Origin of the sequence: Centipeda flueggei ATCC 43531 (genome assembly GCF_000160695.1) — a bacterium.
Taxonomy (GTDB): domain Bacteria; phylum Bacillota; class Negativicutes; order Selenomonadales; family Selenomonadaceae; genus Centipeda; species Centipeda flueggei.
Genome location: NZ_GG694006.1, coordinates 200329 through 224275 on the forward strand (window position 1 = coordinate 200329; position 23947 = coordinate 224275).

Genomic DNA, 23947 nt, shown 5'->3' on the forward strand with positions numbered 1-23947 from the left:
AAGCTGGATGGCGATCATCAGATAGCCCTGATCCTCATCAGGGACAAACGTCGACGGGAGGTTGCGGTAGATGATAGCAATCAGACCGCAGACGATGAGCAGGAACACGACGGCAATACGCGCCTTGCGGATGAATCTTGAGACAATACCTACATAGCCCTTGCGCGTACGGTCAAAGACACGGTTAAACCAAGCAAAGAAGCGGTCGAGTACGCCCCCTGAATTGCTCTCCTTCTTTGGCTTCAGCATCATCGCACAGAGTGCGGGCGTCAGTGTCAGGGCAACGAAGGCAGAGAGTGCCATCGCGATCGCAATGGTTAGAGCGAACTGCTTATAGAGCACGCCCATCATGCCGCCCAGGAATGCGACGGGGACAAAGACAGCCGCAAGGACGAAGGCAATCGCCACAACCGGCCCCTGCACCTCCGCCATGGCACGCTCCGTTGCGTCCACAGGCGAGAGTCCACTCTCCATGTGATGCTCTACGTTCTCGATAACGACAATGGCATCATCGACGACGAGGCCGATGGCAAGCACCATCGCAAAGAGCGTCAGGGTATTGATGGAAAAATCCAATAGGACGAATGTGCCGAATGTACCGATGAGCGAGACCGGCACGGCGAGCAGCGGGATAATCGTTGCTCGCCAGCTCTGCAAAAAGACGAAGATGACGAGCACAACGAGCAGCAGTGCTTCGACGAAAGTGTGAACCACCTCTTTGATGGAGGCATTGATGTAGTCCGTACTGTCAAAGACAGACTGCATCTTGAGTCCGGGCGGGAAACTCTTCTCTGCCTCCGCGAGCACCTTGCGCACCTCGGCGAGGGTAATCATTGCATTCGCATCCGAGGTGAGCTGTATGCCGAAGCCGACAGCAGGATAGCCGTTGAACTTCGCAACGATGTTATTGTTGCGCGCTCCCGTCTCGATGCGTGCAACATCCTTCAGGCGGACAAACGAGCCGTCCTTGCCCGAGGCGATGATAACATTGCCGAACTCCTCAGGCGTTGTAAGACGTCCCTGCACCTTGCCCGTAAACTGTTTTTCCTGCCCGTTGACCGTGGGCATGCCGCCCACGGTACCGGCAGGAGCCTGTACGTTCTGCTCCTTGATCGCCGCCGTGATGTCTGCGACGGTCAGACCGAGCTCTGCAAGGCGGTCGGGATTCAGCCAGACGCGCATCGCATAGTCTGAGCCAAAGACCTGCACGTCGCCGACACCGTTGATGCGCTTTATCGCATCGAGGAAGTAGAGCGTCGCATAGTTCTTCATAAAGGTGCGGTCATACGTGCCGTCCTCGGAGTACATCGAGACAAAGTAGGCCATCTGCCCCGATGACTTACGCGTTGTGACCCCCGCAGACTGCACTGAGGAGGGCAGGCTTGCGTTGGCTCCGGCGGCATTGTTCTGCACCTTGACTGCGTCCATATCGCCGTCCGTACCGACATCAAAGGTGACAGAGAGACTGTAGCGTCCGGTATCATCGGAGGTGGAGCTCATGTAGTCCATTCCCTGCGTACCGTTGATCTGTTCCTCGATGACCTGTGCAACCGTCTCATTGACAACGGCAGCACTCGCGCCCGTATAGGATGCCGACACCGAAACCGTTGGCGGAGAAATCTGCGGATACTGCGCAATTGGCAGCGAAAACCCGGCCAGCGTTCCGACGATAACAATGATCAGTGCGATAACAATCGCAAAGATCGGTCGGTGAATGAAAAATTTTGCCAACGGATTTCCTCCTTACTGCGCGGGCGTCGGTGCGCTCGCATTAAAGTCAGAGGAATCTCCCTCAAGCGTGAATCCCATATCGTCCGACGTCACCATCGTCACCGCGAGATCGCCGCCCTCCTGGAGCGTCGTGAGCCCTTCGACGACGACCGTGTCCGAGGCATCCAGACCGTCCTTCACGACATAGTAGCTGCCGATCTTGTCCCCGAGGGTGATCGTGCGAGCTTCTGCCTTGTTGTTTGCGCCGACGACCATCACAAAGGATTTGCCGAGGAGCTGCTGCACGGCACGCTCTGGAACGAGGAGTGCATTCGGAATCGTATCGCCGATCAGCGTGACGCGCGCGAACATACCCGGCAGGAGGAGTCCGTCCGGATTGTCAAAGAGTGCCTTGACCGTCAGCGTGCCCGTCTGTGCCGTCAGTGCGCGGTCAGACGTAACGATATGCCCTGTGATCGGATACTTCGAGCCGTTCGAGAGAGTCAGCGTCACTACGACAGAGCCGATACCGCCCTGCTGTACCGCCTGCTCAACAAAATTCAGGTACTCGTTCTCTGAGAGACTAAACTTCGCATAGATGGGGTTCGACGTGCCCATGGAGACCAGCGTTGTCGAACCTGCCGACACAAAGGTGCCGACGGCAACATCATCGACGGAGAGCTGCCCCGACATCGGTGCGTAGATCGTCGTATCGTCGAGGTTCTCCTGCGCCTGCTGCACCATTGCCTGGTGCGCCGCAACTGCAGCCTCGTAGGCATTCACCTGCGCCTGCTGGTTGCTCACGGTCTGCTCTGAGATCGCCGCGTTCGCATAGAGCTGTTGGTAACGGTCGAGATCCATACGCGCATTGGCAAGGGTAGCCTCCGCCTGCGCGAGGTTCGCCTTTGCCTGCAGAAGTGCACTCTCATACTGGCGCGAGTCGATGCGATAGAGTGCCTGTCCCGCATGCACAGGCTGCCCGCCCGTCACGTATTTCTCGACGATATTGCCGGAGACACGCGACTGTATCTTTACCTCATCTGTACCCATGATCTGTCCGGCGTAGACGTGTGTCAGCGGCGCATCCTGCCGCAGAACATTCATCGCCTTGACGGCAGTGGGACGTGCGCCACCCTGCTTTTCCCCGCCGCAGCCTGTGAATACCACGCTGAGTGCCAATGCAGCGGCAGCAAGTGCGCCAAGTCCTTTCCTCGTCTCAAACAAATCAATAACCTCCTCTTCCCATTTTCCGTAACAGGAGATAATTGTCAAAATGCTCCCATAGAAGAAGGGCAGGTATCCATATAGTCGGAATCCCTGCCATAGTATGTTTATCTTATCGAAATGCATGGCAAAAGTCAAGAAATGATACATGGCTTCGCCGCATTTTTACCTCGTCCCCAAACGTGCAAGTGCCGCTGCAGCAGCGTGCTGCTCCGCCTCTTTTTTGCTGCGTCCTATTCCTTCGCCCAGGACCTCCATCCCAATGCGAACGCGCATGGTAAACCGCTTATCATGGTCGGGACCACTCTCAGCGACCTGCTCGTAGGCAATACATTCATGCCTGTGACCTTGTACGTATTCCTGTAACATCGTCTTGTAGTCCTGTACAGCGTGTTCCTGTCTCAGGCGCGTCACTTCTTCGGTGAACTGCCGCTGCACATAGCTATACGCCGCATCCCATCCTCGATCGAGATAAACCGCTCCGATCACAGCCTCAAAGACATTCTCGAGGTTGTTCTGCCGCTCTGCTCCGCCGCCGAGCATCTCGCCGCGCCCCATGCGCAGATGTGCTCCGAGGTGCAGCCGGCGCGCCAGCCGTGCGAGTGTCTCACTCTGCACGAGGCTCGCGCGCATCTTCGTCAGCTCTCCCTCCGAGCAATGTGGATAGGCAACGTAGAGATATGTACTGATGGCAAGCTCGAGGACGGCATCACCCAAGAACTCCAAACGCTCGTTATGTGTCGCACGTTCTCGCGCCTCATTAACATAGGAGGGATGTGTCAATGCCTCTTCGAGGAGGGAGAGATCGGCAAAGTCCACGTCAAGAAAGGCCGAAAGACGCACGAGTTCCGCGCGCCTTGTTTCCGTCATGTGATGACTCATAATTCCTTCGCATATTTCTTGACGACGAGGCAGGCATTGTGTCCGCCGAAGCCAAACGAGTTGGAGATCGCCGCACGCACGGTCTTAGCACGTGCCTTGTTTGGCACATAGTCCAAATCAAGCCCCTCATCCGGCGTCTCATAGTTAATCGTCGGGGGGAGCATATCGTTCTCCACAGAAAGGGCACTTGCAATCAGCTCTACGCTGCCCGCCGCACCAAGGAGATGCCCTGTCATAGACTTGATTGAGGAAACAGCGACATTCTTTGCCGCCTCACCCCAGACTGTCTTGATTGCCTCAGTCTCGCAGAGGTCGTTCATATGGGTTGACGTACCATGTGCGTTGATGTAGTCGACCTCCTCCGGGCGCAATCCTGCATCATCGAGCGCCAGCTTCATGCACTTTGCCTGATATTCACCATGTGGTGCCGGACTCGTAATATGATAGCCGTCCGAGTTCGAGCCGTAGCCGACGAGCTCCGCATAGATATGCGCGCCACGTTTCTCGGCGTGTTCAAGCGTCTCGAGCACAACCAGTCCTGCCCCCTCACCCATAACGAAGCCCGAACGGTTCTTGTCAAAGGGGCGCGAAGCGTGCGCAGGATCATCGTTATGATCCGTACAGAGGGCTTTCATCGCCGCAAATCCCGCGCTCGCCGCCTCGGAGATGCTTGCCTCTGTGCCGCCCGCGACCATGATGTCCGCCTCTCCGCGCTGCATAACGCGATATGCGTCACCGACACAATTCGCACCCGTAGCGCACGCCGTAACAATACAGGACACAGGACCATGGAGGCCGTAGCTGATCGCGACCTGCCCCGCTGCCATATTGGCAATCATCATGGGAATGAAAAAGGGACTGACGCGCTCCGGTCCTTTTTCAAAGAGACGTTCATAGGTGCTGTGCATCGTCTCAATGCCGCCGATACCCGCGCCGACATAGGCCCCGATACGGTCGCGGTTCTCCTTGTCGAGATCGAGCCCCGCATCCTTGAGTGCCATGCCTGCTGAAACGACGGCAAACTGCGCATAGCGATCCATGCGCTTGGCTTCCTTCTTGTCGATATAACCATCAATGGAAAAGTCCTTGACCTCGCCGGCAATCTGCGCGGCATAGCGTGTCGCGTCGAAGCGGGTAATATGACCGATGCCGTTTTTTCCTGCGAGAAGCGCATCCCAGAACGCTTTTTTGCCAATGCCGATCGGTGTGATCGGGCCGACCCCCGTAACGACAATCCTCTGTTTCAAACCAACCGACTCCTTTCCGCTAGTCCGCTGCTGCGAGCTGCTGTTTCAGCTCCTCAAATATCTCATGAACACTCATAATCCGATCGATACGCGGCATAAACTCACCGGTAAAGACAAGCCCCGTCTCCACATCCCCCTGCTGTGCGCGTGAGAGTGCACGGATGATGCAGAAGTGGTGATCGCACTGCTTGAGGCAGTGGTCGCAGACCTTTGGCGGTACGGGTCCCGCCATAATCCGTGCGGAGAACGGGGTTCGCACAGCACGCCCAGGAAGTCCCACGGGACTATGGATGATAACTACATCTTCCTTCTTCGTCTTCAAATAGTATTCTTTCAGCGATGGTGCCGCATTGGATTCGACGCTTGCGGCAAAGCGCGAGCCGAGCTGTACGCCATCCGCGCCCATTTTATGCAAATCGGCGATATCTTGTCCCGTCAGAACGCCGCCAGCAGCAAACACAGGAATTTTTACCGCCGCACGCACATCAGAGATAATGCTGCGCACCGACTGGTCTGTACCGAGATGTCCGCCAGCCTCCTTGCCCTCGACCACGACGGCAGCTGCACCGAGTTTTTCGGAAATCTTCGCCAGTTTTGCCGAGGAGACGATCGGAACGATCGGGGTCCCCGATTCCTTGCCGTACTGGAACATATCGCGGGAGAATCCCGCACCAGCAACGACGAGATCGATGCCCTCGTCGATGGCAATTTTAACGGCATCGGCAAAGTCATTCGCCGCGACCATTTCGTTGATGCCGATAATACCATGGGGAGAAAGTGAGCGTGCAAGCCGGATCTCATAGCGAAGCTCCTTCGGCTTCATGCCGGATGCTGCGATAAGCCCGATCCCTCCCTCGTTTGCAGCGGCAGCAGCGAGACGCGCCGTCGTAATACGAATCGCCATGCCGCCCTGAATGATGGGGATCGTAGCCACTTTCTTGCCGATCCTCACCTCGGGTAGTCTCATATAAGCCCTCCAATCGGGAAAGTGCACTGCCTCCGGCAGGTCTCTCCGTAGAAGTTTTGGCTCCCCCCTCCACCCATTGTTCTTCACTGTTCCGCCGGATGGAAGTCGGATCTATTCATGCAGGGAACACAGAAGCCCTGGTTTTATGCAAAGTGAATTGAGCCTTTTGAGAAAAATCCCGTGCGCCTCAGCTGTCACGGGATTTCCCAAAAAGACCGATATGGTACAGAACCGCAATACGGCCGCTGTCCATTACTTGTTCTGGTCGATGTAATTGACGACATCCTGAACTGTCTTGATCTTTTCAGCAGCCTCGTCAGGGATCTCTACGTTAAATTCTTCCTCAAAAGCCATGATGAGCTCAACGATGTCGAGTGAATCAGCACCAAGATCGTCAATAAACGTCGACTCCAAGGTGACCTCATCAGCCTCCGAGCCAAGCTGCTCTACGACAATGTCGCGAACCTTGTCAAACGTTGCCATGTGTTTTCACCTCCTTTAAATAGAATATTTTATATGCTACATCACCATGCCGCCATCTACGTTGAGTACCTGGCCGGTAATATACGATGCCGCATCGCTTACAAGAAAGAGAACGGCATCGGCAACATGCTCTGGTTTGCCAAGCGCACCGAGAGGAACTTCCTCAATGAGCTTCTCACGTATGCTGTCCTTCAGGACAGCCGTCATATCAGTATCGATGAAGCCCGGTGCAACAACGTTGACCGTCACATTCCGTGAAGCAAACTCCTTCGCCGCCGCCTTCGAAAAACCGATAACGCCTGCCTTAGCAGCAGCGTAGTTCGTTTGACCGACGTTTCCGATCTCACCGACAACGGAGGAAAGATTCACGATACGCCCGCTACGTTGCTTTGTCATGAACTTTGCAGCAGCCTTGGTGCAGGCGTATATGCCTTTAAGGTTCGTGTTGATGACCGCATCAAAGTCCTCGTCCTTCATACGAAGGAGAAGTGTATCACGCGTAATGCCCGCATTGTTGACGAGGATGTCCAAGCCGCCGAGTTCCTCATGCACATGTGCAACCATCTCGGTTGCAGCCGCACTGTCGGAGACATCGGTTTGGACGATCATCGCTGTGCCGCCGTGCTGCTCGATGATCGCCTTGACCTCCTCGGCAGCAGTCTGATTGCCTGCATAGTTGACGGCGACTTTCGCTCCCTCTTCGGCTAGACGAAGTGCGATGGCACGTCCGATCCCGCGGGATCCGCCCGTGACAAGAGCAATTTTCCCATCAAGAAGCATGAAAGCCCTCCTTCATAACGAATTTATTTAATCATTACTTGTTAAGTGTGTCAAGTGTTTTTTGCAGAGATGCATCATCCTCGACATTCAGGCTCGTCAGAGTCTTGTCAATGCGCTTGTTAAACCCCGCAAGCGTCTTACCTGGGCCACACTCGATGTATATGTCTGCACCAAAGTCACGCATCGCAGAAACACACGCAATCCAACGTACGGGATGATCCGCCTGTGCGACAAGATTCGCCTTGATCTCCGCCGCCGTCTGCTGCAGTCCGCCCGTATAATTCGAGACGACGGGGAACGCCGCGTCATGGAGAGCTACCTTGTCGAGCTCTGCAGCGAGTTTCTTGGCTGCTGGAGCCATGAGCGTCGAGTGGAACGGTGCAGAGACGGGGAGAATGACCGCCTTCTTTGCCCCCTTTTCTTTGAGCAGTTCCACCGCTGTGGAAACGCCCTTCTCTGCCCCTGCGATGACCGTCTGTCCCGGGCAGTTAAAGTTGACCGCCTGTACCGCCCCCTGTGCACTTGCCGCAGCACAGGCATCAATGATTGTCGCATCATCCAGACCAATGATTGCCGCCATCGCTCCCTCGCCCACGGGCACAGCCTCCTGCATATAGGCACCGCGCTTATGCACGAGCACGACGGCGTCACGGAAGGAAAGTGCCCCCGCAAGAACGAGCGCCGCATACTCGCCGAGGCTGTGTCCGCCGGCGATTGCAGGGGCAACACCGCGTGCCTGCAGCAACTGTGCCGCAATCACAGAGACAGTAAGGATAGCAGGCTGAGTATTCTCCGTCAGCTGAAGCTGATCTGCAGGTCCCTCAAAGCAGAGTTTGCTGATGGAGTAGCCGAGTGCATCATCTGCCTCGGCAAAACGATCCTTCGCAAGGTCATAGGCATCATAGAAATCTCTGCCCATGCCGACAATTTGTGCGCCCTGTCCCGGGAACAAAAATGCAAGTTTTCCCATTGTGGTACTCCTTAGTCGCAGATCTTACGTGCAGCATCCATCGCACCCGGCAGATCCCGCACAATGTCCTCGATGATCTCCTTGACCGACTTGATATCCGAGAGCATGCCCGAAATCTCACCGATCATGACAGAACCGTTCTCAACATCGCCTTCATGTGTGGCGCGGTGCAGACTGCCGACACCAAGCTGTTCGAGCTCCTCATGCGACGCACCCGCAGCCTCCATCTCCTCGTACTTGCGCGAGAGCTTGTTGTGGAGGACGCGCGCGGGATGCCCAAGCGAGCGACCCGTGACGACCGTCGAGCGGTCCTTTGCCTTGAGAACGGCATTCTTGTAGTTGGGATGAGCAATACACTCCGTGCTCAGGACGAAGCGCGACCCCATCTGGATCGCCTGTGCCCCAAGGGCAAATGCTGCCGCCATACCGCGTGCATCGCCGATGCCGCCTGCCCCAATGACGGGAACGTGGAGTGCATCTACCACCTGCGGCAGAAGTGCCATGGTCGTAATTTCGCCGATGTGACCGCCGGACTCCGTTCCCTCAGCGATCACGGCATCAACGCCCGTGCGCTCCAGGCGGCGTGCGAGTGCCACGGAAGCGACGACGGGGATGACCTTCGAGCCGATTTCCTTGAGTGCAGGGACGTATTCACCGGGATTGCCTGCGCCCGTCGTGATGACCGGCACGCGCTCCTCAAGGACGACCTGCATGACCTCTTTCACAAACGGACTCATAAGCATCACATTGACACCAAAGGGCTTATCCGTCCATCCCTTGACCTTATGGATCTCGGCGCGGAGTGCGTCGGGCGGCATGTGACCTGCGCCGATGAGCCCAAGCCCGCCGGCATTGGAGACGGCAGAGGCAAGCTCCGCTGTGCCGATCCACGCCATGCCGCCCTGAAAAATAGGATACTTGATGCCAAGCATCTGACAGATCGGATTATGTTCAAACATTAACCGTTCTCCTCCTTCGCCCACTTCATAATACACGATGCCCATGTGAGTCCCGCACCGAACCCCGCGAGGGCAATATTGTCTCCCTTTTTAAATTGATGTGCGTGCGCCGCCTCCGCGAGGGCGACAGGGATGGACGCGGCAGACATATTGCCGTAATGATGAATATTTATAATAACTTTTTCCATCGGCATCGCCAGTCGCTTGGCTGCCGCCTGGATAATACGGATATTCGCCTGATGCGGAACGAGATAGTCCAGCGCCTCCCGCTCCATCCCTGCACGATGCAGCGATGTCTCGACGGTCTTTCCCATAACCTTGGCGGCAAAGCGGAACACCGCCTTGCCGTCCATGTGAACGAAGTTGAGTCGCTGCGCAATCGTCTCCGGGGTGACAGGGCAAAGGCTGCCGCTCGACGGGATATCGAGTGCATCCGCACCTGAACCGTCGCTGCCAAGGTCGAACGCGCACATGCCGTAGCCATCCTCAACCGCACCGAACACTGCCGCCCCCGCCCCGTCGCCAAAGAGAATACAGGTGTTGCGGTCCGTCCAGTCAATAACCTTCGAGAGTGTCTCACCGCCGATCACGAGGACGTGACGATAGACACTGCTCTCGATGAACTGCGCTGCTATCGACGCAGCATAGACGAATCCGGAGCACGCCGCCGATAGATCAAATGCCGCCGCATGCTTCGCACCGAGGCGATCCTGCAGGACGCACGCCGTCGATGGAATGATGCGGTCGGAGGTGAGCGTCGCCATGATGATGAGATCGAGGTCCTCTGCCGCAACACCGGCATCGGCGAGTGCCATCTCTGCAGCGCGCTGTGCGAGAACTGAAACCGGTTCATCCGCAGCAGCGATGCGCCTCTCGTGAATTCCCGTTCGTTCGACGATCCAGGCATCATTCGTCTGCACCATCTTCTCCAGATCAAAGTTCGTCAGCACCCTCTCGGGGACATAGTACCCTGTTCCGAGGATGCCTGCACTAAGCTTAGACACGACCTGTTTCCTCCTCCTCCTTTGCAAGAGCATCACGAATCTGATCGAGCACCTTGCCGTTGACATAGCTGACAGTCACGCCGATCGCACTCGCAATGGATTTTGCGTCCGAAGAACCATGCCCGATCACGCAGCAGCCGTTCACGCCGAGGAGCGGTGCACCGCCGTACTCCCGGACATCAAGCCGCTTCCCCAGATGGCGCAGCGTCGGCATGAGGAGCAGCGCGCCGAGTTTTGCCATCAGGCCTGCACCGCGAATCTCCTCGCGGATCAGCCCCAGTATTGTCTTGGCAAGCCCCTCGGCGAACTTCAAAACGACATTTCCAACGAAGCCGTCGCAGACAACCACATCAAAATTCCCCTTCGGAACATCGCGCCCCTCGGCATTACCACAAAAATATATATTTGGATCCGTCTTCAAAAGAGGATAAGTTTCCTTTGCCTGTTCATTTCCCTTTGTCTCCTCCTCGCCGATATTGAGCAGGCCGACGCGTGGACGCTCGATACCGAAGACATACTGGGCGTAGAGCGAGCCCATCACCGCACTCTGTACCAGATGCTCAGGCTTAGAGTCTACATTGGCGCCAGAGTCCAGCATCAGAGTCACACCATCTGGTGTCGGCATCGGTGTCGCGATCGTGGGTCGACTGACTCCACGAATGCGATGAAGGATGAGCTGTGCCGCTGCGACTGCAGCGCCCGTCGATCCAGCAGAGAAAACCGCGTCACAGGTTCCTTCCTTCACCATTCGCGTAGCAACGACGATCGATGCCTCCTTTTTGGAGCGTACTGCCTCCGCCGGAGCCTCGTTCATGCCGATGACATCCGCCGCGTGGACGATGGAGATATGCAATGTGTCCATATCCGCACCGCCCAGCTCCGCACGAATTTTCCTCTCATCACCGACCAGTACAATCTCACAGTCGTATTTCTTCGCTGCATCAATTGCCCCGCGGACAATCTCTTTCGGCGCGAAATCTCCACCCATCGCATCAATCGCTATACGCATCCTGCACTCCCTTCTCCCCTGTCGTCACAATTCTCATTTCCCGAGAGAAACTACGATGAATTTGGCACGGAAAACCTCCTGCCCATCACGGTAGGTCTTGACCCAGACAAAAATTTTATTGCCGCGTACCTTCACGATCTCCGCCTGTGCAATAACTGTATCCCCCTTGTAGATTGGTGTTTTATATTTGACGTTGGCGACCCCAGTAATCGCCAGCGGTGCATCGACAATTGCAAGAGCGAGTGAGTTCGCCTGTGAAAAGAGTGCCGTCCCGCGCGCGATATCCGAATCAGCAAAGAGGTGATCGTCCATCACCTTCAGTGCTGACGTACCACGTATGCCAAGCTCGAGTGAGAGCAGATCACCGACTACCTCTGCATGGGGAATAGCGCGCACTTTCTCACGCGCATTCTCAGCAAGTGTCCGCACACGTGCACGCAGCTCCGGAATCCCCAACTCCGTCCGATCAAGCCGCACCGTCTGCACACTCACAGCAAGTTTTCGCGCCAGCGCTTCATCAGTGAGGAACGGTTCCTTACGTACAGCAAGAACAAGTGTCTCTTGACGCCGTCGCTTCTTTTCCGTCATCGTGCCGTTCCCTCCTCTCACACGGCTGTCACGCGAATCACGCCGATAACCTTTTTAGCACCTACTGCTATCAGTATGGGAGTATTATACTAGGTGCTAAAAAAAAAGCAAGAGAAAACAGAAAAAAGAGCCGTTGCAAAAGATCAAAAGATTTCTTGCAACGACTCAGATAATTCTCATTCAGCTGCCTCGGCTACAGGTTTTCCGTCATAGTAGCCGCATTCCATGCATACATGGTGCGGAAGCTTCGGCTCATGACACTGCGGGCACGATACATAGTGCGGCGCTTCGAGCTTCCAGTTCGCGCGACGACGATCGCGGCGTGCTTTCGAGGTTTTTCTCTTTGGTACTGCCACTTTGGTTACACCTCCTTAATCATTCTTACGCAGGCTCTCTAAAGCCGCCAGTCGGGGATCCGGAACGAACGTATCGCAACCGCATGTCCCTTCATTCAGGTTATACCCACAGACTGGGCATAAACCCTTACAGTCAGACTTACAAAGCTCACGCAGCGGCTCAGCCATAAGGAGGGTATCGCGCACAAGATCGTCAAGAACGATGGTTTCACCATCACAACTTCCCGTCCCATCTGCTTCCCCCGGGGTCTTCGCATAGTCCTCAGAAAAATCACACGTACTCTCCCGTTTGCCTTCAGCAAGACAACGGTCACAGATGAAATTGCGAACTGCCCATATTGTACCGATAACACGGTAAACGGCTCCCGTATCCACAACAGCACCTTCAACCCGAACTTTTCCACGATAAGAGGAAATATCTTCCCCCAAATCCAAGCTGTCCGCTGTGACTGTGAATGAAAACTTCCGAGCCTCTCCAGGCAATAAATCCGCCGAAGCGACATCAATCATCATCATGACGCATGACCTTTCACATTATAACGGCGGTTTACAACATTGTCAAGGATGGTTTTCACTCGGGGGCTTAGAGTTCCTGCTCCTCCCCCTGAGGCGCATTCATCTGTGCCTTTGCTGTACGCAGGACGTTCAATGCTTGATTTAGCCCCGCCTCTGCCTGTTGAACCCCCTTGAACGTACTGCCGACATGAGCAATCAACTGCTCGAACACCTGATTCGCATAAGCATCTGCATCCCCTTGAAGGCGCGCTGCATTTGCCTGGGACTGCTCCATCAATTCACGAGATTGTTCCTGCGCCTGCTGCATAATCGTCCGTGCACGCTCTTTTGCCTGAATGACAATCTCGCTCTCCTCAAGCAACTGATTGGCACGCAGCTCTGCAGCATCGACAATATTTTTCGCCTGTTCGTTAGCACGCGTGATGATGCTATCCTGCTCCTTCACGATCTCTGCCGCACGACCAAGCTCCTTGGGGAGATCCATGCGCAGCTCCTCCACGAGGTGCACAATCTCATCATCATTCACCAGTGCCTTATCGCTAAAAGGAAGATGCGAGGCATCCGCAACGAGGTCTTCCAATTTCTTCAGTGTATCCGTTACCGCCATAAATCTAACTCCTTTTTCTGCGCACCATATAACATATTATCCCCGATGGGGTTTTTCATACAGTTTCAAAATTGCCTGCTCTACAGGCAACGGAACAATCCCCTTCACCGGCCCGCGAAAACGGATCAGTTCGCGCACACCCGAGGAACTGATAAACGTCAGATCCGGGCGCGTGAGCAAAAAAATCGTGTCGCTCTCAGGCATGAGGTGACGCACCATTGCCGCATGATTCTCCTCATATTCGAAATCCTTCACCGAGCGCAGGCCACGCACAACAACGTTAGCCTTCTTCTGCTTCATATAGTCCGTGAGCAGACCAGAGAAAACATCTACTCGCACATTCGGCACATGCGCCGTCGCCTCACGAAGGAAGTCAATGCGCTGCTGCAGTGGGAAGCACCCTTCTTTGCATACATTGTGGAAAATGCAGACAATGAGTTCATCAAACATGGACGCTGCGCGCTCTACGATGTCAATGTGTCCCGTCGTTACGGGATCGAAACTCCCGGCAAAAATCGCCCGTCTCATCCCTGCTCCTCCTGTGTATAAAGGCATACACGCGCTGCACCATAGCGTCGTTCACGTTGTAAATGAAGCGCTCCAACCTGCAGAAGGACCTCCTCCCCCGCCCCCTGTTCAAGCACGAAGATACCATTCTCGGCAAGCAGGGCACCACGATCCACCGCCGTCAGCACACGAGCGTTATCGCCATGTGCATAGGGGGGATCGGCAAAGATGAGGTCAAAGCGCTGTCCTTCGTGCGAAAGTGCTGCCGCTGTAGCATAGACATCACTACAACGGATTTCTGCCTGCGCTGCGAGTTTTGTGCGCACTGCATTCTCCATGATAATCGTTTGTGTCATACAGTCAACGAGCACAGCAGATGCCGCCCCACGTGAAAGTGCCTCAAGGGCAAGAGCTCCCGTACCCGCAAAAAGATCAAGTACGCACGCATCGATCACGCGGTTTCCGAGCATACTGAAGAGTGCCTCACGAGTACGGTCAGCAGTCGGACGCGTCCTGTCTCCCAGAGGAGACTTCAGACGTGTGCCGCGCGCACTACCCGTAATGATCCGCATCACATTCCTCCCACCCTGCCATTTAGACCTTCCTATTCTACCACAATTCACATTCGCATTTCAAGGAATCACTGATAAAATGAAGTTCTGAGAAAATTATTCTTGCAATCCACCAAAGTTCAGAGAAAAGACGCGGTTTAGTGTATCTGTGGCATGATGGCGATATCGTTCTTTGCCCCAACCTCTTCGACACATCCACTGTAGCTATGCATGTACCACGCAGCAAGATTCAATTCATGAGTAGGGAACCCAAGTTAAATTACAAATCATTCACAAAAAAGCACGAATCGCACTGTTTACCCTTCCACTCCCTGCGAGGCGCCTATCTTGCAAGACAGGCAATGACAGCGTAAGTTTCAATCCACGCGCCCCATGCGGGGCGCGACAAAATCCGCGAGCTTCTTCCGATTACGATTGCCGTTTCAATCCACGCGCCCCATACGGGGCGCGACCCTGTGCGGTCATGTCAATCACCTTCCTTATTTGTGTTTCAATCCACGCGCCCCGTGTGGGGCGCGACCCGCTTGCATCAGACACGAACAACCAAGACGGGCTGTTTCAATCCACGCGCCCCGTGTGGGGCGCGACATGTGCTGGCGGCAGATGGCGAGCACTTTATCTGTTTCAATCCACGCGCCCCGTGTGGGGCGCGACTGTACGCCAATGCCTTTATCTATCCGCAGTTTGGCGTTTCAATCCACGCGCCCCGTGTGGGGCGCGACATTTCTGGTGTTGGGATTGCGTTCTCAGACAGATGTTTCAATCCACGCGCCCCGTGTGGGGCGCGACATACTATATCACAGGTCATATAGGCAATTCTAGGCGTTTCAATCCACGCGCCCCGTGTGGGGCGCGACCGTGGCAACATCATCAAGTACGCATCGCGGTGCGGTTTCAATCCACGCGCCCCGTGTGGGGCGCGACTTGCAGCGTTACTTCATGGAGTGGTTCAGGAAGGGTTTCAATCCACGCGCCCCGTGTGGGGCGCGACGAGGAAGTACGTTATCTTGCGGGCACCATGGAAGGTTTCAATCCACGCGCCCCGTGTGGGGCGCGACTCACGGTCACGCTCCGCATCGTCGCTGCCGGAATGTTTCAATCCACGCGCCCCGTGTGGGGCGCGACGGAGGCGTGCTGATGGTTGTATGCGAGCGAGGCGTTTCAATCCACGCGCCCCGTGTGGGGCGCGACACATCGAGATAGATCGCACGGATAAGGTCGTAATCGTTTCAATCCACGCGCCCCGTGTGGGGCGCGACGTGGACGGGACGAAATTCCCGAACCTCGTCCTCATGTTTCAATCCACGCGCCCCGTGTGGGGCGCGACTCCCACGCCTTCGCGTCCATTTCACAGCGACAATGTTTCAATCCACGCGCCCCGTGTGGGGCGCGACTACACAGGGATTGGACGCGCGGCTCTTGACGGCGGTTTCAATCCACGCGCCCCGTGTGGGGCGCGACCCAAGGCTGCTCTCTATCGCTTCGTCGTCACAGGTTTCAATCCACGCGCCCCGTGTGGGGCGCGACTCCCACGGATAGACGTGGTTGCGGTCGGCTTCGACGTTTCAATCCACGCGCCCCGTGTGGGGCGCGACCATTCAGAATCTCCAATGCAGTCTCTTGTTGATCGTTTCAATCCACGCGCCCCGTGTGGGGCGCGACTCACGAATGTTATGCGTGCGGTGATATTTGACAAGTTTCAATCCACGCGCCCCGTGTGGGGCGCGACAGTACGTCCAAGAGTATGTTGATCTGTGCATTGAGTTTCAATCCACGCGCCCCGTGTGGGGCGCGACCATTCAGAATCTCCAATGCAGTCTCTTGTTGATCGTTTCAATCCACGCGCCCCGTGTGGGGCGCGACTCTGATTGGTCTTGGAAGAGACTCTTATACAGATGTTTCAATCCACGCGCCCCGTGTGGGGCGCGACTCGTTGGTCTTGGCGCAACTGTATGGGAGGAGATGTTTCAATCCACGCGCCCCGTGTGGGGCGCGACTCCGAATAAGTATGCCAACGAGCGGTTTACGTCATGTTTCAATCCACGCGCCCCGTGTGGGGCGCGACCTATAGACAGCTCTCCTTTCCAGCCCTTTTCGTGTTTCAATCCACGCGCCCCGTGTGGGGCGCGACGACGTTGTAATGCTTCAAAACATCCGCCCCGTCGTTTCAATCCACGCGCCCCGTGTGGGGCGCGACATCGTCGCATCCGAGCCCGCATAGCCCATGATGTTGTTTCAATCCACGCGCCCCGTGTGGGGCGCGACCAAGGCTGCCAACGCTGCCGTAGAGCACGCTTGCGTTTCAATCCACGCGCCCCGTGTGGGGCGCGACTTCTCCCGTAAAGCCTGCGTCCAAAGAAAAACCGTTTCAATCCACGCGCCCCGTGTGGGGCGCGACACGTTGGGATCGGATGCGGTCTCGGCAACATCCAGTTTCAATCCACGCGCCCCGTGTGGGGCGCGACCGTGTACAGCTACGATCTGCGTCCCGGTGCAGACGTTTCAATCCACGCGCCCCGTGTGAGGCGCGACACATAAGGCGTGGTGACGTGTCACGAAAAATCATGTTTCAATCCACGCGCCCCGTGTGGGGCGCGACGAAGCCGACAGGCGTTACTACAGCTAAGACAAACGTTTCAATCCACGCGCCCCGTGTGGGGCGCGACTTCGTCGTCACAGGAAACTTTCGGGCATGGTATGTTTCAATCCACGCGCCCCGTGTGGGGCGCGACACATCTATCCAGACTATTCACTCTATGGGGACACGTTTCAATCCACGCGCCCCGTGTGGGGCGCGACTACGCTCCTTGCGGGGTTCGTGGACAACACGGGGTTTCAATCCACGCGCCCCGTGTGGGGCGCGACACACATCGGCGCGGAGATACCCGAATGCCGACCAGTTTCAATCCACGCGCCCCGTGTGGGGCGCGACGGCGAACTATTCGACGCTCAAATCCTGCTGGAAGGTTTCAATCCACGCGCCCCGTGTGGGGCGCGACCACTCGATTTCCATGAGGGCGACGTTGTGCAGGCGTTTCAATCCACGCGCCCCGTGTGGGGCGCGACACTTCCTGCGTGACCGAATCAACACGTAGAGGTAGTTTCAATCCACGCGCCCCGTGTGGGGCGCGACATTCCCGTCTTTAACGACAATCCCGCCTTGTGTGTTTCAATCCACGCGCCCCGTGTGGGGCGCGACCTGCGCCGCAGGAGTGCCAACCCCCTCTTTGTTCTGTTTCAATCCACGCGCCCCGTGTGGGGCGCGACCATCAGTTTTGCCGACTACCTCGACATTTGGTATGTTTCAATCCACGCGCCCCGTGTGGGGCGCGACTGCCCCCTCCTTACTCCACCGTGCACTTGACGGGTTTCAATCCACGCGCCCCGTGTGGGGCGCGACGCCCGTGCCCCGCACTCTGCGGATGCACTAGGAGTTTCAATCCACGCGCCCCGTGTGGGGCGCGACTTCGCCTCCTGCGCCATGCGAAGCGGCAAAATGTTTCAATCCACGCGCCCCGTGTGGGGCGCGACCTCAACATTGATGGAAATAACGTCTATGTGTTGGGTTTCAATCCACGCGCCCCGTGTGGGGCGCGACCAGCGCAGGGCTATCAGACCACCGCCGAAATGACGTTTCAATCCACGCGCCCCGTGTGGGGCGCGACGTGCTGTCATTCCCGGGGCGCAGCTGATCGAGCGGTTTCAATCCACGCGCCCCGTGTGGGGCGCGACGAGATGGATTTGAAATGGATAACGCAGATGGCAGTTTCAATCCACGCGCCCCGTGTGGGGCGCGACTGGCGCATGAAAGGAGCGTGCTGAGATGGGGCTTGTTTCAATCCACGCGCCCCGTGTGGGGCGCGACGGCAAAAGAGGTCACGACTTCCCTCCTCTGCCACGTATTTATGGGTATTCCCCTCCACAAATACGATTTTCTCGGCACCTAAGCCCCACGCCCCTCCTGCGGCATGATTCTCGCACCTATATTTTTACATTCTATTTTCTGTTCACTTCACCTTCGCACTCAGTAATAAATGCTCAGATGATGATGACCGCCTCCAAGTCATAGGACTCTTTAACACCATAATGTGTTACTTTCGGGCCTTTATCCTTTCCAAGGTAGTAAAATCGCAGGCTGTCTTCCTGCAAGTCAATGATATCCAGCAGCGCAAGTTCCAATTGCTTGCATTGGGTTGGATTCACCTTACACTCAAAGACAGAGTTCTGCACGCGCTGACCATAGGCTCTGCATTTTCGTGCGACCTGGCGCAGCCTCCTGCGCCCATCAGCGTCAACTGTACTGATATCATAGGTGATCAAAACATACATAGCAAGTACCTACTTCCACAAAAATGGCGGGTAGGCATCAAGATCCCCACGCAGATGGCGTGCAAGCAACATTGCCTGCACATGAGGAACAAGCCCCCATTTGATTTTTTCCTCCAAAAAAGGATGTGTCATCATCCCCTCTTTGTGTGCATGCCATGCCTCCAGAATCTTTTTACGCCCATCATCGGTCAGATATACGGCGCCGCCCTCTTCTAGGCGAAAATCCTTGCCGCTGATCTTCTTGGTATTAACCATGGAAAATGCCGTACGATCCGCCATTGGGCGCAGTTCCTCCATGAGATCAAGTGCGAGTGACTGTCTGCCCGGGCGATCACGATGCAGAAAACCGACATAGGAGTCCAATCCCACCCCTTCAAGTGCCGCCCCTACATCATTCATGAGGAGGGCATAGAGGAAAGATAAGAGACAGTTCATATTGTCGAGCGGTGGTCTGCGATTACGCTCAGTAAAAAAGAACTCTCCTTTTTGTTTGAGTATCATATCATCAAACACAGAGAAATAGCTGACGGCAGCCTTACCCTCGACGCCGCGGAGTTCCTCCAAATCAGATGCACACGTTGCCTCATGACAGGATGTCTGGAGGAAGTCACTGACACTCTGAAATTCCTCCTCATCAATTCGCATGGCATAGTCTCTGCGCGTCCGCTCGATTATCCAGCGCGCATTATAGATCTTGCCAAGGATGAAGTTCTTCGCAAGTGCAAGACTGGCAGTCTCATCATCTGCACGACGATACTGCTCCCTGCGCAGGAGGACATTGCCGTTCATCTTACCGATAACGCGCGCCTGAAATCTTCCCTCCGGACTCATAAAGGTCAGTGCAATATTCTCCTCAGCGCATTTCCGCATGAGAGCGGGGCTCGCTCCCGTGTAGCCAAAGGTTGTAATCTGCTCAAAGTTATGAAGCGGAAAACGAGCTAGTTCCTTCTCCTCCCGAACGACCACGACATTGCCGCCGTCCAACGCCAAGTACGCCTCATCCTTATTGACAAAAAGTGTGTTCAAAAGAGGCTTCATCCCTCTGCCAGCCTCCTCTCAAGATAATGTTTGGCAGATCCGAGCCGATTCAATTTCGGCATACAGATATTGTTGAGAGAGCAGTTCTTGCAGCCTTTTCGGCGCTTCACGCGCGGGGTATGTCCACTCCGGATATACTGCCGCATTTCCTGCACCAGAACCGGGATCCGCGCTTTCAGTTCGTCCGAAAATATGAACTTAACCCGACGGCGAATCTCCCCATAATACAAATAGCCGAAGGGAATATCTGTCATGAGCATATCCTCGAGGCAGAGTGCCTGCAGGGTCAGTTGGAGTACATCCTCCGCCCCCTCCTTGGGCCTTCCTCTCTTATACTCTATTGGGACGACGCGATAACTGCCCTGATAGGAGGGAATACTTACTCCTGTAGGATCCGCCTGGAATTCGACAACATCGCAGGCCCCGGAAATTCCAATCCGAGGGGATGCTACGCGCATTCCACGTACAATGATCTTATTGCCGCGCTTCTCCTTGATGTTCTCATCGTGCGCCCTTTCGTGCAGGGCATTCCCCTCGACGGTCAGAATATTTTCCTGCCAATGCTGCTCGAGATGAATCAGCCCCCATTGACGAGGACAAAAGACATAGTGCTGAATCTCCGAGAGCATGAGATACTCTTCCTCAGCATACCCCATATCAATCGACCAAGCTTCCCTCAACATATTTCTCAATGTGAATGCCGTCAATAGCGTAGAGCGCACTATCGTCAATGATGTAGTCATCCAAATGTGATGGTGTCTCTACTCCATCCTTTTTCTGTGCCGAAACGCTGCGGTGGATCTTCGCACTCGGTGCGCAGCCGGTTTTATTGGCATGCTCAATCCAATAGAAACGGCTCATCTCCATGCTTCCCTCAGGGCGGGCGGACGATGCATCATTCTCGAAAATTGTATAGAGAGCCTCCTTGATCTTTTCGGCATCCCCCTCGCTGAACCCCGTCTTTTCCGCCAGCTGGACGTTAATACTGCCCTGGAATTTATACACGCCAAAGTCTACGCGATACTTCATGCCCATCGTATCCGAGCCTTTCTTATCGCCTGGCTCATTGTTGACACTCTTCGTGATCTGTATACCCGTGATGGTTACAGGATCGAGGCTGACTGCCGTATGGAGAGTTACGGGGCCCCGCACGCCGACGGATACGCCATCAGTATCTGTTGATTCAGATTCCTCTTCTTTGTTTTTTCTCTTATCCTGCTTTTTTAACGCAAAAACCTGACCAAAAGTTCGAACATCTATCCATGCTCTGCATACTTCTCTTTCAAATTCCAGCCGCATTTCTCTTTTGTTTTCCACACCTTGACCTTTTCCTTTGCCCTTATTCATCTGCGCCAATATCAATCCAACTTTTGGATGTTTTTCTACACGAGAACGAATACTATCACAGCCATCGTCAGAACGTTCATCTGCCTGGATAAGAATTCTCTCTCCTGCATCCTGCAGGCGATTCCGTATTTTACGCTTAATGCATACATCGGACATTTCCCCATAGCCATCGTAGTCTGTACGAGGCTGATTCCCATTCAACGGATCTCCATTCGGATTCGAGTGATCCACAATGATAAATCCAATAAAATCAATTTTCTTTTCCAAAGTAGCCATCATTTATTCTCCTCTCTCATTGCATCCTTCTTATTCTCTTCTCGCTCTTTTCTCAACGCATGACGTTGGCAGGATAATCCCAAAAGGAATTCAACCTCTAACGGTGCATTCGAGCAAAAGTCCCCATCATCAAACATAGAGATAATTTCATCGATAAGCGCTATTTCTTTTCCTCCATACTTTTCCCGTTTTGCCTGATAAGGAAGAAGCTTTTTTTGTATGGTTTCCCATGTCGAAACCGGCCGCGAGGAAAAGATATTCATATAACGCATTGCGTTGGTGATACGACTCCCCTTTTCCTCTGCAGTGAATGTTTCACGCTCCATCTGATCGGCAACAGCCAACAGCCTGCCAAACAGATATGATCGATTCGTCTTTCTCTCATTCAATGCCACAGTATATACCTCCTTTTTACGATTCAACCGATTGCAGATAATAGAGCAAGCAGGTTCTAAAATCAGATGCTCCCATTTTTCCAATGGATCACATATTGCCCTTTTTACCACTCGGCTAAACGCCATTCGCTCCATATCTGCAGGCAATGGAACGCCTTGGACAATAGAGAAGAATATTCTATGAAGTTCCATCTTCATCTGCTTATCACTGATGTTATCACCACGATATGCATAAACCAGCTTTCGTGGACTAGGAACTCCAAAGTAAGGTGGATACCAACCTGGATTTTTCTTGTCCCTTGTATCTTGATTTCGCTGATACCACTGACCAGCTGTATGCCATTTTTCGATTCGTTCGATAAAGTCCTCGCCCGCCATCTCGCCGTAATAGCAGATAGAAAGCCGCCCCTTATCAGTCACTGCGTCTAGGATTATGACATTAACCTGACTCGTCTTTGCACGCCGAAAATCATGCCGATAGCCATCCAACGCTTTATGCAGATTCTGAGCCCACATTTTCAGAGTATCCGGCTGCGCCGCCTCCATAGGTCTGCGCTTGTGTATCAATCCCTCCGTATCATCAAAGACCGAAGGAATCGACACGGAGTTTCTACCCCATACAAGGAACACACGCCCATCAACGTTTTTTCCTTGATTCTCAACAAGCCATCGCAATGCATTCATAGACTTTTGAACGGTTTCTTCTCCAATTGAAAGACATTCCTTTCCTAAAACAAACCGTCCACGAAAAGTAAAATTATCTTCATCATTGGAAGAAATAAGCCTTGTCCCATCTCCATGCGTTCGAATTCCTCTGGTATCAGGTTTCTCAATAGTTACCATCATCTTGCCTGATCCATAACAAAGAGACTTGGATGCATTCTCATAGAATAAACTACTATATATTTTTTTATAGGAGTCTTGTACCTCTTTGTCTCGCCAAGGATCAATACGCCCCTCTATCCTAAAACGAACGACCGATGATAACTTTGATGTTATTTTTCCTTTTGTCGCAATCTTCCTTTCAAGCAAATCATGAATTAGGTCATGCTGACTGATATATGCATAAACTGCTCGCACAATCAATGGAGAATCTTCTTGCTGCACCCACTTTGTGAGAAGCTTTTTATATGCCCTATAAGACTCCATATCTTTCTTTTTTGGGTTTTCAATAAATTTATGGTAATCTTTAGATACATATGCTATTTTATCAAATAACGGATGCGGCACTGCTTTTGATGTTCTTGGGTATGGCGTACAAGGCATAGGGGTCGCCCGTTCTTCCTTAGGAAGTTCAAATGCATCAATAAATTCTCCGTTTTCTCTCAATACTACTTCGAGCCATGCATCATGTATGCTATACCCTATCGGAGATAAAGCAACCTTCATACCCTCAACATCATCCCTGCCGGCAAAGCGCTCGTTCTCATCATAGGTCTGCACCAGCTGTTCCATCCAGCTCATAATCTCCCCCCTTCCAATTCCTCCCATTCATCTGCAGCAAAGGTAACGCTGTTCTTATCGAAGAGCTTGCTCTTCACCTTGCGAATGTCGCGCACAAGACGGCATTCCTCCGGGCGCGGGAAACGAATCACACCGTCTTCCATTACCGGCTGCCAAAGGCGCACCTGTAGCATATTTCCACCCGTTTCATCAACGTAGTTGAATCCGTGGAACATCGTGCCGAGCGGCATCTCACCTGCTTTATCGTAGTATCCGACGCCCTCTCCGTAGTTCACAGGCTCGACATAGCCCTGACACTCGCGCGTGCCGAGGAAGATGTCGCGCCGTCCGCCGCGTTCCACCATCCTCTTTGCGATATTGTGATGCTTATGCTCATCCCTGTCCGCTGCCAGCTCCTTTCGATGCAGATTGAACTCGAAATGCGCACGCACCTGATAGCACACATCACTCAGATATGTATAGATGGAGAGTTCGTTGCGACCACCGCTATACTTCATCGGCTTCACACCACGCGACTGCGTTGTGATTCGATTCATGACACGCACCTCGTCAACCACCCAATATATTGTGGGTTTCCAGTAGATGCTTTCGGTAATCCCCTTCAGTACCTGATACGTCGGCACAGAATAGGAGGACCGCTCGCCACCAATCTTCGTAATCGGATCGGTAAAAAGTGCCATCCTCCCATAGACCTGAAACTCAATCGTATTTCTCATA

The 23947-nt window shown here is 54.2% G+C and carries 23 protein-coding genes and 1 CRISPR repeat array; all 23 genes read right to left on the bottom strand.

Annotated features, from left to right (window positions below; all coding sequences use genetic code 11):
* Window positions 1-1731, bottom strand: a 1731-nt coding sequence (locus HMPREF0908_RS11140; RefSeq protein WP_006689538.1) for an efflux RND transporter permease subunit, incomplete at its 3' end; no start/stop codon positions are given.
* Between the two features lie 12 nt (window positions 1732-1743).
* Window positions 1744-2934: an efflux RND transporter periplasmic adaptor subunit gene (locus HMPREF0908_RS00980; protein WP_040572293.1), complete on the bottom strand. Its 1191-nt coding sequence runs from the start codon at window positions 2932-2934 to the stop codon at window positions 1744-1746.
* Window positions 2935-3099: 165 nt separating this feature from the next.
* Window positions 3100-3816 carry a ribonuclease III gene (rnc, locus tag HMPREF0908_RS00985; protein WP_006689540.1) on the bottom strand — a complete coding sequence of 239 codons (717 nt, stop codon included), beginning with the start codon at window positions 3814-3816 and terminating at the stop codon, window positions 3100-3102.
* Window positions 3813-5063 carry a beta-ketoacyl-ACP synthase II gene (gene fabF, locus HMPREF0908_RS00990; RefSeq protein WP_006689541.1) on the bottom strand — a complete coding sequence of 417 codons (1251 nt, stop codon included), beginning with the start codon at window positions 5061-5063 and terminating at the stop codon, window positions 3813-3815. Before fabF ends, rnc begins: the two co-directional genes overlap by 4 nt.
* 19 nt (window positions 5064-5082) lie before the next feature.
* On the bottom strand, window positions 5083-6030 hold the full coding sequence (locus HMPREF0908_RS00995) for an NAD(P)H-dependent flavin oxidoreductase (protein WP_040572294.1): 948 nt from the start codon (window positions 6028-6030) through the stop codon (window positions 5083-5085).
* Window positions 6031-6282: 252 nt separating this feature from the next.
* Window positions 6283-6513, bottom strand: coding sequence for an acyl carrier protein (locus HMPREF0908_RS01000; RefSeq protein WP_006689543.1), 231 nt, complete (start codon window positions 6511-6513; stop codon window positions 6283-6285).
* Between the two features lie 36 nt (window positions 6514-6549).
* Window positions 6550-7293 (bottom strand): 3-oxoacyl-[acyl-carrier-protein] reductase, encoded by a 744-nt coding sequence (gene fabG / locus HMPREF0908_RS01005; protein WP_006689544.1) that lies wholly within the window; start codon window positions 7291-7293, stop codon window positions 6550-6552.
* A 34-nt stretch (window positions 7294-7327) separates the two neighbouring features.
* A complete protein-coding gene (fabD, locus tag HMPREF0908_RS01010) occupies window positions 7328-8263 on the bottom strand; it encodes an ACP S-malonyltransferase (RefSeq protein WP_006689545.1) in 936 nt (311 codons plus the stop codon).
* 11 nt (window positions 8264-8274) lie between these two features.
* The gene (gene fabK / locus HMPREF0908_RS01015) at window positions 8275-9222 is read right to left on the bottom strand and encodes an enoyl-[acyl-carrier-protein] reductase FabK (protein WP_006689546.1); all 948 of its coding nucleotides are present in this window, start codon (window positions 9220-9222) and stop codon (window positions 8275-8277) included.
* The gene (locus tag HMPREF0908_RS01020; RefSeq protein WP_040572295.1) at window positions 9222-10226 is read right to left on the bottom strand and encodes a beta-ketoacyl-ACP synthase III; all 1005 of its coding nucleotides are present in this window, start codon (window positions 10224-10226) and stop codon (window positions 9222-9224) included. Before HMPREF0908_RS01020 ends, fabK begins: the two co-directional genes overlap by 1 nt.
* Window positions 10219-11235 carry a phosphate acyltransferase PlsX gene (gene plsX, locus HMPREF0908_RS01025; RefSeq protein WP_006689548.1) on the bottom strand — a complete coding sequence of 339 codons (1017 nt, stop codon included), beginning with the start codon at window positions 11233-11235 and terminating at the stop codon, window positions 10219-10221. The genes HMPREF0908_RS01020 and plsX overlap by 8 nt, the downstream gene beginning before the upstream one ends.
* A 33-nt stretch (window positions 11236-11268) precedes the next feature.
* Window positions 11269-11823, bottom strand: coding sequence for a transcription factor FapR (gene fapR, locus HMPREF0908_RS01030; protein ID WP_006689549.1), 555 nt, complete (start codon window positions 11821-11823; stop codon window positions 11269-11271).
* 176 nt (window positions 11824-11999) lie between these two features.
* Entirely contained in the window at window positions 12000-12179 is a 180-nt protein-coding gene (rpmF, locus tag HMPREF0908_RS10465) for a 50S ribosomal protein L32 (RefSeq protein ID WP_006306287.1), read from the bottom strand.
* 15 nt (window positions 12180-12194) lie between these two features.
* Window positions 12195-12695 (bottom strand): YceD family protein, encoded by a 501-nt coding sequence (locus tag HMPREF0908_RS01035; RefSeq protein ID WP_006689550.1) that lies wholly within the window; start codon window positions 12693-12695, stop codon window positions 12195-12197.
* A 67-nt stretch (window positions 12696-12762) separates the two neighbouring features.
* Complete coding sequence (locus HMPREF0908_RS01040) at window positions 12763-13302, bottom strand: hypothetical protein (protein WP_006689551.1); 540 nt, start codon at window positions 13300-13302, stop codon at window positions 12763-12765.
* Window positions 13303-13338: 36 nt separating this feature from the next.
* On the bottom strand, window positions 13339-13830 hold the full coding sequence (gene coaD / locus HMPREF0908_RS01045) for a pantetheine-phosphate adenylyltransferase (RefSeq protein ID WP_006689552.1): 492 nt from the start codon (window positions 13828-13830) through the stop codon (window positions 13339-13341).
* Complete coding sequence (gene rsmD / locus HMPREF0908_RS01050; protein WP_006689553.1) at window positions 13827-14381, bottom strand: 16S rRNA (guanine(966)-N(2))-methyltransferase RsmD; 555 nt, start codon at window positions 14379-14381, stop codon at window positions 13827-13829. The genes coaD and rsmD overlap by 4 nt, the downstream gene beginning before the upstream one ends.
* A gap of 353 nt (window positions 14382-14734) precedes the next feature.
* A CRISPR array of direct repeats spans window positions 14735-18246; the repeat unit is 33 nt; unit sequence GTTTCAATCCACGCGCCCCGTGTGGGGCGCGAC.
* A 173-nt stretch (window positions 18247-18419) separates the two neighbouring features.
* Window positions 18420-18710 (bottom strand): CRISPR-associated endonuclease Cas2, encoded by a 291-nt coding sequence (cas2, locus tag HMPREF0908_RS01055; protein ID WP_006689557.1) that lies wholly within the window; start codon window positions 18708-18710, stop codon window positions 18420-18422.
* A 9-nt stretch (window positions 18711-18719) separates the two neighbouring features.
* Window positions 18720-19748: a type I-C CRISPR-associated endonuclease Cas1c gene (cas1c, locus tag HMPREF0908_RS01060; protein ID WP_006689558.1), complete on the bottom strand. Its 1029-nt coding sequence runs from the start codon at window positions 19746-19748 to the stop codon at window positions 18720-18722.
* Complete coding sequence (cas4, locus tag HMPREF0908_RS01065) at window positions 19745-20404, bottom strand: CRISPR-associated protein Cas4 (protein WP_040572296.1); 660 nt, start codon at window positions 20402-20404, stop codon at window positions 19745-19747. The genes cas1c and cas4 overlap by 4 nt, the downstream gene beginning before the upstream one ends.
* Window position 20405: 1 nt before the next feature.
* Entirely contained in the window at window positions 20406-21371 is a 966-nt protein-coding gene (gene cas7c / locus HMPREF0908_RS01070; protein WP_040572297.1) for a type I-C CRISPR-associated protein Cas7/Csd2, read from the bottom strand.
* Window positions 21371-23230, bottom strand: a complete 1860-nt coding sequence (gene cas8c, locus HMPREF0908_RS01075; RefSeq protein ID WP_006689561.1) for a type I-C CRISPR-associated protein Cas8c/Csd1 — start codon at window positions 23228-23230, stop codon at window positions 21371-21373. The genes cas7c and cas8c overlap by 1 nt, the downstream gene beginning before the upstream one ends.
* Entirely contained in the window at window positions 23227-23946 is a 720-nt protein-coding gene (cas5c, locus tag HMPREF0908_RS01080) for a type I-C CRISPR-associated protein Cas5c (RefSeq protein ID WP_006689562.1), read from the bottom strand. The genes cas8c and cas5c overlap by 4 nt, the downstream gene beginning before the upstream one ends.
* Between the last annotated feature and the right edge of the window lies 1 nt (window position 23947).

Bases quoted from the DNA above. Each gene is read 5' to 3' on its own strand.
- rnc (WP_006689540.1), bottom strand. From the start codon at position 3,816: ATGAGTCATCACATGACGGAAACAAGGCGCGCGGAACTCGTGCGTCTT.
- HMPREF0908_RS00995 (WP_040572294.1), bottom strand. From the start codon at position 6,030: ATGAGACTACCCGAGGTGAGGATCGGCAAGAAAGTGGCTACGATCCCC.
- HMPREF0908_RS01000 (WP_006689543.1), bottom strand. From the start codon at position 6,513: ATGGCAACGTTTGACAAGGTTCGCGACATTGTCGTAGAGCAGCTTGGC.
- fabG (WP_006689544.1), bottom strand. From the start codon at position 7,293: ATGCTTCTTGATGGGAAAATTGCTCTTGTCACGGGCGGATCCCGCGGG.
- fabD (WP_006689545.1), bottom strand. From the start codon at position 8,263: ATGGGAAAACTTGCATTTTTGTTCCCGGGACAGGGCGCACAAATTGTC.
- fabK (WP_006689546.1), bottom strand. From the start codon at position 9,222: ATGTTTGAACATAATCCGATCTGTCAGATGCTTGGCATCAAGTATCCT.
- plsX (WP_006689548.1), bottom strand. From the start codon at position 11,235: ATGCGTATAGCGATTGATGCGATGGGTGGAGATTTCGCGCCGAAAGAG.
- fapR (WP_006689549.1), bottom strand. From the start codon at position 11,823: ATGACGGAAAAGAAGCGACGGCGTCAAGAGACACTTGTTCTTGCTGTA.
- HMPREF0908_RS01035 (WP_006689550.1), bottom strand. From the start codon at position 12,695: ATGATGATGATTGATGTCGCTTCGGCGGATTTATTGCCTGGAGAGGCT.
- HMPREF0908_RS01040 (WP_006689551.1), bottom strand. From the start codon at position 13,302: ATGGCGGTAACGGATACACTGAAGAAATTGGAAGACCTCGTTGCGGAT.
- coaD (WP_006689552.1), bottom strand. From the start codon at position 13,830: ATGAGACGGGCGATTTTTGCCGGGAGTTTCGATCCCGTAACGACGGGA.
- rsmD (WP_006689553.1), bottom strand. From the start codon at position 14,381: ATGCGGATCATTACGGGTAGTGCGCGCGGCACACGTCTGAAGTCTCCT.
- cas2 (WP_006689557.1), bottom strand. From the start codon at position 18,710: ATGTATGTTTTGATCACCTATGATATCAGTACAGTTGACGCTGATGGG.
- cas1c (WP_006689558.1), bottom strand. From the start codon at position 19,748: ATGAAGCCTCTTTTGAACACACTTTTTGTCAATAAGGATGAGGCGTAC.
- cas4 (WP_040572296.1), bottom strand. From the start codon at position 20,404: ATGGGGTATGCTGAGGAAGAGTATCTCATGCTCTCGGAGATTCAGCAC.
- cas7c (WP_040572297.1), bottom strand. From the start codon at position 21,371: ATGGCTACTTTGGAAAAGAAAATTGATTTTATTGGATTTATCATTGTG.
- cas8c (WP_006689561.1), bottom strand. From the start codon at position 23,230: ATGAGCTGGATGGAACAGCTGGTGCAGACCTATGATGAGAACGAGCGC.
- cas5c (WP_006689562.1), bottom strand. From the start codon at position 23,946: ATGAGAAATACGATTGAGTTTCAGGTCTATGGGAGGATGGCACTTTTT.